This window comes from Chitinimonas sp., from assembly GCF_036568685.1.
GTDB lineage: Bacteria > Pseudomonadota > Gammaproteobacteria > Burkholderiales > Chitinimonadaceae > Chitinimonas.
The window spans coordinates 85175-95811 of record NZ_DATCSC010000034.1 but is presented as its reverse complement, the minus strand read 5'-3'; the positions used below and the strand labels follow the sequence as shown (position 1 = coordinate 95811).

Annotated in this window: 12 protein-coding genes; 3 read left to right on the top strand and 9 right to left on the bottom strand. The window is 62.7% G+C overall.

Translation table 11 applies throughout. The annotated features are described in order from the left end of the window. Nucleotides 1-258: DNA translocase FtsK (locus tag VIM95_RS05855; protein ID WP_331983992.1), on the top strand; the 258-nt coding region annotated here is incomplete at its 5' end. Nucleotides 259-299: 41 nt separating this feature from the next. Here VIM95_RS05855 and VIM95_RS05850 read toward each other — a convergent pair. The 6 genes from VIM95_RS05850 to VIM95_RS05825 all read right to left on the bottom strand — a co-directional run bounded on the left by VIM95_RS05850 (nt 300) and on the right by VIM95_RS05825 (nt 5191). Further along, nucleotides 300-779, bottom strand: coding sequence for a tetratricopeptide repeat protein (locus tag VIM95_RS05850; RefSeq protein ID WP_331983990.1), 480 nt, complete (start codon nt 777-779; stop codon nt 300-302). 20 nt (nt 780-799) lie between these two features. Continuing rightward, nucleotides 800-1930 carry a TIGR03118 family protein gene (locus VIM95_RS05845; RefSeq protein ID WP_331983988.1) on the bottom strand — a complete coding sequence of 377 codons (1131 nt, stop codon included), beginning with the start codon at nt 1928-1930 and terminating at the stop codon, nt 800-802. Nucleotides 1931-2024: 94 nt separating this feature from the next. Continuing rightward, nucleotides 2025-2717 carry a TorF family putative porin gene (locus VIM95_RS05840; protein ID WP_331983986.1) on the bottom strand — a complete coding sequence of 231 codons (693 nt, stop codon included), beginning with the start codon at nt 2715-2717 and terminating at the stop codon, nt 2025-2027. Between the two features lies 1 nt (nt 2718). Continuing rightward, nucleotides 2719-3960, bottom strand: coding sequence for a S8 family peptidase (locus tag VIM95_RS05835; RefSeq protein WP_331983984.1), 1242 nt, complete (start codon nt 3958-3960; stop codon nt 2719-2721). Next, on the bottom strand, nt 3957-4628 hold the full coding sequence (locus VIM95_RS05830) for a zf-HC2 domain-containing protein (protein ID WP_331983982.1): 672 nt from the start codon (nt 4626-4628) through the stop codon (nt 3957-3959). The genes VIM95_RS05835 and VIM95_RS05830 overlap by 4 nt, the downstream gene beginning before the upstream one ends. After that, nucleotides 4625-5191 (bottom strand): sigma-70 family RNA polymerase sigma factor, encoded by a 567-nt coding sequence (locus VIM95_RS05825; RefSeq protein ID WP_331983980.1) that lies wholly within the window; start codon nt 5189-5191, stop codon nt 4625-4627. Before VIM95_RS05825 ends, VIM95_RS05830 begins: the two co-directional genes overlap by 4 nt. Before the next feature lie 334 nt (nt 5192-5525). Between VIM95_RS05825 and VIM95_RS05820 the strand changes: the two genes are divergently transcribed. Together VIM95_RS05820 and VIM95_RS05815 are read left to right on the top strand one after the other, a co-directional pair. Then, nucleotides 5526-6554: a sensor histidine kinase gene (locus tag VIM95_RS05820; protein WP_331983978.1), complete on the top strand. Its 1029-nt coding sequence runs from the start codon at nt 5526-5528 to the stop codon at nt 6552-6554. Nucleotides 6555-6601: 47 nt separating this feature from the next. After that, nucleotides 6602-7390: a LytTR family DNA-binding domain-containing protein gene (locus VIM95_RS05815; protein ID WP_331983976.1), complete on the top strand. Its 789-nt coding sequence runs from the start codon at nt 6602-6604 to the stop codon at nt 7388-7390. 157 nt (nt 7391-7547) lie between these two features. Here VIM95_RS05815 and VIM95_RS05810 read toward each other — a convergent pair whose 3' ends face one another. From VIM95_RS05810 to VIM95_RS05800, 3 genes are all read right to left on the bottom strand, one after another. Further along, nucleotides 7548-8204: a polymer-forming cytoskeletal protein gene (locus tag VIM95_RS05810; RefSeq protein WP_331983974.1), complete on the bottom strand. Its 657-nt coding sequence runs from the start codon at nt 8202-8204 to the stop codon at nt 7548-7550. A gap of 251 nt (nt 8205-8455) precedes the next feature. Beyond that, nucleotides 8456-9325 (bottom strand): pirin family protein, encoded by an 870-nt coding sequence (locus tag VIM95_RS05805; RefSeq protein WP_331983972.1) that lies wholly within the window; start codon nt 9323-9325, stop codon nt 8456-8458. A gap of 118 nt (nt 9326-9443) precedes the next feature. Next, nucleotides 9444-10304 (bottom strand): pirin family protein, encoded by an 861-nt coding sequence (locus VIM95_RS05800; RefSeq protein ID WP_331983970.1) that lies wholly within the window; start codon nt 10302-10304, stop codon nt 9444-9446. Between the last annotated feature and the right edge of the window lie 333 nt (nt 10305-10637).

Here is a 10637-nt window from a genome sequence, read left to right as displayed (position 1 = left end):
GGTGCCGAAGGCGGCGGTGGCGGTGAGTTTGGCCTGACCGGCGGCGGCGGTGATGGCGAGAGCGACGATATGTACGACCAGGCAGTCAGCTATGTGATCAAGAGCCGCAAGGCTTCGATCTCCTCGGTGCAGCGCCAGCTGCGTATCGGCTACAACCGGGCCGCGCGCCTGATCGAGCAGATGGAGCAGGCGGGCTTGGTCAGCCCCATGGAAACCAACGGCAACCGCACCGTACTGGTACCGGCGCGGGAGGAATGAAAAAGGGCGGCCTGGCCGCCCTTTTTCATTCCTGGTCGCATCTACAGGCCATGTTCCTTTTTGTAGTCTGCGATCTTCTCCTTGAGTTCACTATAGGGCTCGCACGGTAGCCAGCAGAGCTTGTCCAGGGCCTTGAGCTGCTCTTCCGCCTTGGCCAGATTGCCCACCATCAGATAAGCCTCGCCCAGGTACTCATGCGCCCCTTTGTGATTGGGATTGAGCCGCAGTGCCACCTCGTAGCGCTGGAAGGCAGTGTCGGTATCTCCCTTCTGACGGTAGGCATAGCCTTGGTAGTTCCAGGCGTCGGCATTCTTCGGGTCGCGCTGCGTCACCGCCTCCATATAGCGGATCGCCGTCGCCCAGTCCTTGCGCTCTATCGCCTTCTCGCCGCTGGCGTAGTCCGGGTCCTGCATGACCGCCGGCTGCCCGCCACTTCCCCCTCCGCCCCCGCCACCTGACGCCCAGGCCGGCGTCACCACACACAGCCCCCAGAGCAATCCTGCCGCCAACGCGTGCCTCATGATCAGACTCCTTGCCCTGTTCATTGCAGATCGATACGGCCATAGACGCCGTGGCTCTCATCACCAGGCCCCGCGGCATAGAACAGCGTATTGAGCGGCTGGCTATTCAGGCCGTTGCCAAAGGCGATGCCCCAAAGCCCTTCGATGACCAAGGCACTGCCGTCAGTCTTGCTCAAGGTACCCTTGTAGGCCCCGCTGGCCGGGTCGTAGGCATTGATTTTGCCATCACCGAAGTTACCTACCAGCAACATGCCGCTGTACGGACCGAAGTTGGTCGGCGCCATGGCCAATCCCCACGGCGCATTCAACTTCTCGCCACTGACGAGGCGCTTGAGCAGGCTACCGTTGCCGTCAAAGACGTCGACCAAGCCCAGGCCTGCACCAACGGTGGAGTCCTCTGCCTTGGCATCCTGCTTGGCGTAGGTGACGTAGAGCTGACCACCCAATGCCTGGATGTTGTAGGGGGCGTAGCCAGCCGGCAGGTTGGCGTCCTTGAAGCCACCCATGACCGATATCTGGGCGAAACTGCTGTCGAATACGTCGATCTTGCCGTTATGGAAGTCCGCCGCGAACAGCAAATTGCTGCCGCCTTGGTTCAGCAGCGCCAAGCCGGTGTAGCGCTTGCCGGCACTGCCACCATCGTAGACCGTAATGGCACTACCCTGGTTGACGCTGGGTGACCAGCCAGACAAGGTGCCGGCTTCGCCGACGAATAGGAAGGCGCTGGCACCGCTGCCGCCGCCCTGGCTGACTTTGAAGTCCTGGCTGCCGTTGAACACGATCCCGGTTGGCGAGGCGCTGCCAACCGTTCCAGCCGGTATGCCGACCACTAGCGACTGTGGCACGCCGTTGCCATCGTAGAGGGTGGACTTGCTGGTGCCGTTGTCCGATACCCAGACAAAGCCCGCGGGGTTGAAGGCTACCCCCCAGCCGTTGACCAGGTTTGCATCCTTGTAGGTCGTACTAGCGCCATCCGAGACCAGGGCCTTGGCGGTGTAGCTGGTCCCGCTGCCGCCACCGCCCCCAGGCCCGCCAGGGCCACCGCCATAGCCGCCCCCTCCTCCGCCACCATCCCCACCGCCACAACCGGCCAGTAAGCCGGCCAACAGGCCGACACAACACCATAGTCTTGTCTGGTTTACGCGCTTCATCGTCTTCTCCTTTACCTGCTGGATTGGAATCGGTCATACCCATGCGGTGTATTCCGCGTTCGGGCAGAGCGGTTCATAGCGGGTGAAAAAAGACTCAGAAGTAGCGGGCCAGGGTACTCACCCAAGCCCTACGAGATGCTTCGTAGTAGGCAGGCAGCGGCCCTTGACCGTGACTGGTACTGTAGGCGAGCTGCCACTCCCAACCATTGCGGTGCAAGGCGACACCGAGCCGCTGGTCATGACGCCAACCATCGCCCCCAGCATGGCCACCGACCCGCCCAAGCCAACCCAGGTGGCCAAAGACACTGAGCTCTCGCGACAACGGCAAGCCGCCATTGAATTCCAGGTAGGCCGTCTGTACCGGATGACCTAAGTAACGCGGGGAATAGTAGATCCGGACGTTCCCACGCTCGGCCAGGAGGCCGGCGTAGAGCTCCTGATAGTCGTAGCGGCTGCTGTGGGTGTAGTGAGTAGCCAGCATGCCCAGTTCGGCGCCGTTGCCTTCGGTACTGTGCAAGGTCTGGCCCAGATAGAGCAGTGCCTGCCCCTCCTTGCGCTCGGCAGCGAGACTGACGCGCGCCAAGGCCCCGCCGGCATACCAGCCATCCGGGTCGTCATAGGTCACGCCGGCCCGGAGGCTGGGCTTGCCGTCGCTAAAACTGCTGCCACGAAAACGATAATCCGAATCCAGCGCCAGCGTTCCGCCCAGCTGCGCGTAAGCGAGCCCGCTGCTACTGATCAGCAGGCCATGACACATCAATAGGGGGAAGATCGCGTGCTTAGGCACATCACTCCCGGATGGCGGCTCTGAGTGGCGGCGCCCCACTGCAATCGCAGACGCAGTTGCCCAGCTGCCGACCCAAGGTCGCGCAGGCATCCACCCTTCCGCCACCCGAGGTCAGCAGCATCCGGCCCTCGGGTGGCCGCCCCAGGCTGGCCAACAGGGCGTACAGACCACTGACGTGGGCAGCGGCATAGGAGGAGCCAGACACCAGCCCCCAGCGGCCGCCCGGCAGGCTGGTCGGCACATCGCTGCCCGGTGCCAGCAGCGTATTTGCCGGCACCGCCGCACTACTTTCACTGGCTACCGCCACCACACCAGGTAACGAAGCCGGAAAACCTCCGTCGGGCCGATCAGGGTCACGCGCCCCGATCACGACAATGCCGCGTGCCATGGCGACCTCCAGCAAACGTGTTAGCAATCTGTCCTGCGGGCCGCTCAGACTGAGGTTGATGATGCCGGCCTCCTTGCCGATCGCCAGGTTCAGCGCTTTGGCTAGGCTCAGGGTATCGCAGATCGTACTGTCCGCCGTGCGCTCCCAGCAGGCCCGAAGGCCCAGCAGGCTGGCCTCCGGCGCAACGCCGACAATGCCCAGGTGATTGTCCGCCCGTGCGGCGATGATGCCCGCCACCGCCGTGCCGTGATGCTCCGCCCGGAAGGGATGGTCGTCGACCAGGTTTTCGTTGAGCAATACCTGCCCGGCGAGGTCGGGGTGCTGGGCCTCGATGCCGCTGTCGACCACCGCCACGCTGACCTTGGCCGCGTGGCCGCCCAGTTGCCGAACAGCGGCATGCAGCTGCGCCAGGTGCCAGCGTTGTGTTGCCGGCTGGAAAGGCAGCAAGGGGTCGTCTTCTGCCTGCTGGGTCCGATAGGTATGCACAGGCTGCGCCCAGGCAACCCGCTTATCACGCGACAAGGCGGCGATGACGGCCTCTGTCTGCACGCCGGGTGGCACGGTCATCAGGTAGCAATCCACACCCAACAGGCTCATGGGCCAGCCTTGCTGCAAGGTCAGGCCATGTGCCTCGGCCAACTGCCGTGCCAGTCGCCAGCGCGCCTGGCTACCCTGCCCGTCCCCATAGCTGCCGCTGTAGCCGGTGTCGGGCAGGAAATGTGCGGGGGGCAGCTGCAGCATGACCAGAATCTGCTCCGGCGGCTCGGCCGGGGGCCGGCTGGCCGGCTCTCCCGCCCACACCACCGTCAGCAAACAGCAGCAAAGCCCCGCAGCCAATCGCAGCAATCGCATCATGGCCGTGCGGCTCCATCCAGCGGTACCGCCAATACCACGATCGGTTCGCGCAGCAGCACGGCCAATGCTTCGGTCTGCTGCTCGGCCGACGTTGCCAACAGGTAGGCATCGGTACCGGTCGGACCATCAACCAGCCGCGTCCCACTTTGCTGTAGTACGCCGCGTATCTGCAACTCGGTCGCCTCAGGCTTGAAACGTACTAACAAGCTGGCGGCCTGCGCGGGCTCACTTGCCCCCAAGGTCCGATAGACCGACCCCTGCTCGGTGACGGGCCGCCACCAGCTCAACAAGGCCACCAGCACCAAGGCCTGGGCCAGCACCAGTCCCCTCAGCCAGGGCGCGCTGGCCTGCCACCCCGGCCGCCAGGCCACAGCCAAGCGTCGTAAGCGGGCGATCCAGGCGGGCCCACTGGCTTCTCGCTCGGCCAAGCCGGCGTGCCAACGAGCCAACCCCTGCTCCACATCGGGCAAGGCCACGGGCAGGTCTGCATGTGCCTGCTGCAGCTCCTGCTCCCTGCGCAGCTCTTCCTGGCAGTAGGTACAGACGGCCAGGTGGGCCTCCACTTCGCTCGCCTCGGCTTCGCTCAGTTGCTGGCCCAGATACCAGGGCAGCAGTTGCTGCACGGTCTGGTGGATTTGCGTATCCAACTGCACTACACGCTCGCTCATAGCCAATCCCCCAATCTACCGCCCAGCAATACCTTGAGCCGCCGGCGGGCATAGAACATCCGCGTCTTTACCGTATCCGGCGGGCAATCCACGATGGCCGCGATCTCGCCGTAGGCCAGGCCATGAAAATAGGTCAGGTCCACCACCGCGCGGTGCTCAGCGGACAGGCCATCGAGCGCTTCCTGCAGGGCAGTATGCAATTGCTGCTTGCCCAGCAGTTGCTCTGGCCCGGGGCCCTGGTCAGCGTGCTGCTCCAAGGCTTCCGCCGGCTGCGGCTGATCCCAGCGCTGCAACGCCTTGAGCGCCTTGCGATAAGCGATGGCGAACACCCAGGTCGAGACCTTGCTGCGGCGATTGAAACTGGCTGCCTTGTCCCAGACCACCAGCAGGGTGTCGTTCAACAGCTCTTCCACCAAGCCGGGACGACGCGTGACCCGTTCCAGAAATCGCGCCAGCCTCGGGTGATACCGACGGTAGAAGGTGTCGAAGGCCTGCTTGTCACCATTCGCGATACGCTCCAGCAGGCGGATCTCCTCCTGCTCGGCCGGCCCTGGCTCTGCCATGCCACCTACCCTGGTCTGCTGCTCACCTTGCACCATATTGCCCCCCTTGCCGGTTGATTCCCGACCCAGGGAAAAAGGTTCAAACCACGCTGCAGGCTACCCGCCATGCACTCCTGCTTCCTTACCAGCATAAGCCAGCCGGTGCCGACATCCATCCCGCCAAGCTGCAATTCATCGCGCAAAAACGCATTGCGCTCCACCCAAACAGCTGCGTATCTTCCGGCGGTCGCACTTGCAAGCCGGCCTCCTTATCCTGCAAGCATGGAAGAAGGGGTGCAGCAAGGCCCCAAATAGCGACACCCTGGCACTCGGCGCCAGCAATGGAGAACACCTTATGCAAGACGCAGATGATATTAACGGCCGCCGCGAAGAACGCCGAGCCCGTCGTGAGGCGTTCAAGGAGCGGATACGCGATACCGTTCAAGACGGATTGGAAAATGCCTTCCACGGTGATCGCCGCAAGACCGAACAGCAGGAGGCACTGCAACAACTGAAGAGCCTGCTGGTGAAGTTCTGGTGGCAGTTCTTCGACTGGCTGGCCGTGGTGCCTTGGAAGACGCTGCTGATCGTCAGCCTCCTGGTGCTGATATTCGGCAACATCCTGCACGCCGAAGACTTGGCCTTCATGCTGATCCTGACCTCGCTGATCATCAAGGTGATCGCGACCGGTAAGCTCAAGGCGGAAGTGAGGGCAGAAGAAGCAACCGAACGTGCCGATACCGAACAACTGGAGCGCACCGTACTGGAAGCGCGCATGGAAGCCCTGCAGGCGCAGATTGAACCGCACTTCCTGTTCAATACCCTGGCCTCGGTCGACCAACTGATCCAGACCGACCCGCCGCGCGCGTCCAAGATGCAGCAGTCGCTGATCCGCTATCTGCGCTCGGCCATGCCGCAGATGCGCGAGGGTAGCCGGCCCACGTTGGGTCAGCAGGCGGCGCTGTCCGAAGCCTTTCTGGAGATCATGAAGGTGCGTATGGATGAGCGTCTGCAACCTTCGATCAGCGTACCGGATGGGCTCAAGTCGGCCGTATTCCCCTCGATGATGCTGCAGACCCTGGTTGAGAACGCGATCAAGCATGGTTTGGAGCCCAAGGCTGAGGGGGGCAAGCTGGAGATCGCTGCTGAAATCCGTGACGGCATGCTGGAGGTCAGCGTCACCGATACCGGCATGGGCTTCTCGCCCAAGGGTAGTACCAGCGGCGGCGGTGTAGGCCTGGCCAATATCCGCGAACGACTGAAGGTCCTGTACAACGGTCGGGCCGAATTGCAGATCATGATTCCCATCGAGGGTGGGACTCGTGCCACCATACGGGTGCCCTATGAAGTAGCGCCCAAGACAGGCGAGACCGAACAAAAATGAACAAGGGGCCGGGCATCCGGCCCTGATCGTATGCACAAGGAGACAACGTGAATCGCAAGCCCGCCCCTACCGCCGTGATCGCCGACGATGAGCGCTTGATGCGCGAACAGATCGTGGCGCGGCTCAAGGAAGCCTGGCCAGAACTGGTGATCGCCGGAGAGGCCACCAATGGACGGGAGGCGGTTGCCATGGTCCGGACCCAGCAGCCCGATATCGCCTTCCTCGACATCCGCATGCCGGAGATGACCGGCGTCGAAGCCGCCCGGGCCATTTCCGACCTGTGCCATGTGGTGTTCGTAACCGCCTACGACCAGTACGCGATCGAAGCTTTCCAGCAAGGTGCGGTGGATTACCTGCTCAAGCCCGCCGACCCGGAGCGGCTCAAGCTGACCGTGGAACGGCTCAAAAGCCGGCTCGACAAGAAGCCCGAAGGCATGGATGCACTGCTGGACCAACTGGCTCAGCGCCTGGGTGGCGCCGCCGCCGCGGTGGTCGAGAACAAACCGAAGGAATACCTGCGCTGGATCCAGGTCAGCGTGGGCAACGCCATCCGTATGATTCCGACTGAGGACATTCTGTTCTTCCGTGCCGAGGACAAATACACCCGGGTGCAGACCACCAACTTCGAGGGGCTGATCCGCAAGCCGATCAAGGAGCTGGTCGACGAGATCGACCCGGACGAATTCTGGCAGATCCACCGTGCCATCCTGGTCAAGGTCGATGCCATCGACCAGGTGACCCGTGACATCCGCGGCCAGCAGATCGTGCAGATGCGTGGCAGCAACGAAAAGCTCGAAGTGAGCCGTAGCTTCAATCATCTGTTCAAGCATATGTAACACCATCGGCGCCTAGCGCTGCCGTCAGCAAGAGTCAGGGCCGGCCATCTTGCGATGGTCGGCCCTGTATCCTCCTGCCTCTGCTTTATCCCTTTGTTCCGCGGCTGGTACGGCAAGCTTGCACAACAATGCCGGCGGGTTTTCCAGCGGCGCCTAATCAGCCAGTAGTGCCATTGAGCGGCGGCTGGCTGGCACTGGCCCCGGTCAGTACGCGCGCCAGCTCCGTGCGCGGCGTGGCCGGCGACGTATTGCCGGCATCGATCTTCACCCCTTCCATGGATAGCGAGCGGATATCGCCGGACAGTTCGCCGCCCGCCTCCACCAGCATCTTGCCGTAGCGGATATGGCCGTTGACCCGGCCGGTGGCATGTACCACCAGTTGCTGGCGCACGGTCAGCTCGCCATCGAAGTGGCCGTGTATCTCTGCCACGTCGATGCTCACCTTGCCCGAGAACGCGCCTTGCTCCGCAATGCGCAGTACCCGGCTATCCATCGTGGCCTCCACCCTGCCCTCCACCACCAGGGTGTCGCAGTCGTGGATATCTGCCCCCTTGAGCTTGACGTTGGGCCCAACGATCAGGCGGCTACCGGCTACCGGCGTGTCCTCACCCAACGATGGGGCAGTGGTTTGACCTGCTGGCAGCATGCTGGCGAGGCTCTTCTGATTGTCGGCACTGGCGGCCGGGGTGGGCACAGCAGATGCGGAAGGCGTGGTACTTGCCGGACGCCCTTCGTTGAGCGAGTTGAAACGGCTCTCGCGTTCGCTGCTGCTCAGGGGAGTACGTTGGCCGGCGGTGGGGGTCTTGTTGAACATCGATTCCTCGCTTTATGGGCTGTGGGCGGACAAGATGGACCACCCCTATACAAGCTCCGTGCCAAGTGAGAATCGGCATTGATTTAAAAGGGAAAAACCGAAACCCGCCCAGACGGCCCAAGCAAAGGATCGTTCAAGCTGTCGGTCTGACACGACAGCCCTGCTGCTACAGCTTGCTAAACCACTGAAGAAAAAGGAAATGCCCCTGTCGGTCAGGCACGACAGGGGCATAGCAGGTGTAGCAAATCGGCTTACTTGTGCGGCAGCGGGATGCGCTCGGTCTCACCGGGCACCTTGGGGAAGCGATCCTCCTCCCAGCGCTGCTTGGCCTCTTCGATACGCTCACGCGTGGTGGCGACGAAGTTCCACCAGATAAAGCGCGGGCCATCGAGTGGCTCACCGCCCAGTACGAGCAGGCGGGTATCGGCCTGCGCGGTCACGGTGACCGTCTTGCCTGGCACCAGCACAGCCAGTTGGCCCGGTACCAGGGCCTCGCCGTCGATCTCGATGGCGCCACGAGCCAGGTAGACACCGCGCTCTACATGCTCCGCCGGAATATCGAAACTGGCACCGGCATCCAATTCGCCTGCGACGTAGAGTGTGTCGCCATAGGTATGGACCGGCGAAGTCAGGCCGTAGGCCGTACCCAGGATCACTCGTAGACTGAGCCCAGGCGCTTCGATCAGCGGCAGCGTGCTGGCAGGGTGATGCCAGAAACCGGGGTCGGTGTCCTCGTATTCCTTGGGCAAGGCAAACCAGGTCTGGATGCCATGTATGGTCTGGCCATGGGCACGGGGCTCGTCGGGCGTGCGCTCGGAGTGGGTCACGCCGTGGCCGGCGGTCATCCAGTTCACGTCACCAGGCCGTATCACCTGCACATAGCCCAGGCTATCGCGATGGGTGATCTCACCCTCGTACAGATAGGTCACCGTAGCCAGGCCAATATGCGGGTGCGGCCGGACATCCATGCCCTCGCCCGGCGCCTGATCGGCCGGCCCCATATGGTCAAAGAAGATAAAGGGACCGACGGCCTGCTTGGGCAGGCTGGGCAAGAGGCGTTTGACGGAAAACCCACCGAGGTCGCGCTCGTGTGGTTTGAGCAGATGCTGGATACTCGACATGAAATCTCTCCTCGGGAACAGCAAAGTTGGGTCAGCCTGACCGATATCGGCTTGGGCCGCATCCCTCTAGCAGGGATTGTCGCAAGCAGGGAGCGGTGTTAGCCGCCCCCTGTCCGCCTTAGATCTTACCGTTGCGGAAATCCTCGACCGCTTGCATGACTTCCTCGCGGGTGTTCATGACAAACGGTCCCCACTGGGCAATATCTTCGCGCAATGGCTTACCGGCGATCAGCAAAGCCTTGACCGGTGCGTCTCCCGCCGCCAGCAAAGCGCCGTCGCTACCGGGGCGAGTCTCCAGCACGGCCATCTGGCGGGCCTTCACCAATTGACCTCGGCCGCCCACCAGGGCATCACCCTCGTAAACATAGACGAAGGCGTTATAGCCCTCCGGCAGATCCTGCTCGAAGCGCCCCCCAGCCGGCAGGTGTACGTCGAGGTAGAGCGGCTCGGTGTCGGGACGTTCCACCGCACCGGTCACACCCTGCGACTTGCCGGCGATCACCTTGACGCTTACGCCGTCCTCGCGCTTCACCACCGGGATATCGGTAGGCGGGATATCGCGGTAACCCGGTTCCATCAGCTTGTTCTTGCCCGGCAGGTTGACCCACAGCTGGAAGCCCTGCATCAGGCCATCCTCCTGCTCGGGCAACTCGCTGTGCACCAGTCCGCGGCCGGCAGTCATCCACTGCACACCGCCGGGCCCCAGCAGGCCTTCGTTGCCGGCATTGTCGCGGTGGCGCATACGACCGGCCAACATATAGGTGACGGTCTCGAAACCACGATGCGGATGGTCGGGGAAGCCAGCCAGGTAGTCGCCCGGATCATCGCTATGGAAGTAATCCAGCATCAGGAAGGGATCGAGACGGCGCTGCAGGTCCTGCGTCAGTACGCGCAGCAGCTTGACGCCGGCGCCATCCGAGGTGGGCATGCCATTGACCAGACGTTCGACTTCGCGGGGATGTTGCAGGGACGTATTCATGATCGCCATCCTTATCGTGGGGGTTTGATCAGCTCATCTGATCCTTGAACAGCATTCTGCGCCAAGACTTACCACTCAGATAGCGAAATACCTTGCTCTGATTATTCTGAAAATTTGAACATTTCATGGCGATGTACGAAGTCATCTACCCGACAGCGAGGTGCCTCAAGAGCAGGGATGCGAACCAAGCCAATGCCCATTCAAAGCGAGTACGAGCGTCAGTGTGCTTCCCCGTCGGCAGAGCGGCTGCCAGCGCTCCTGACGCTTTGACGCCTAGAGCCTGTATGTTCAAGGCTGCGGAGGGACGGGGCTCAATCAAGGCTAGCGCCGTTG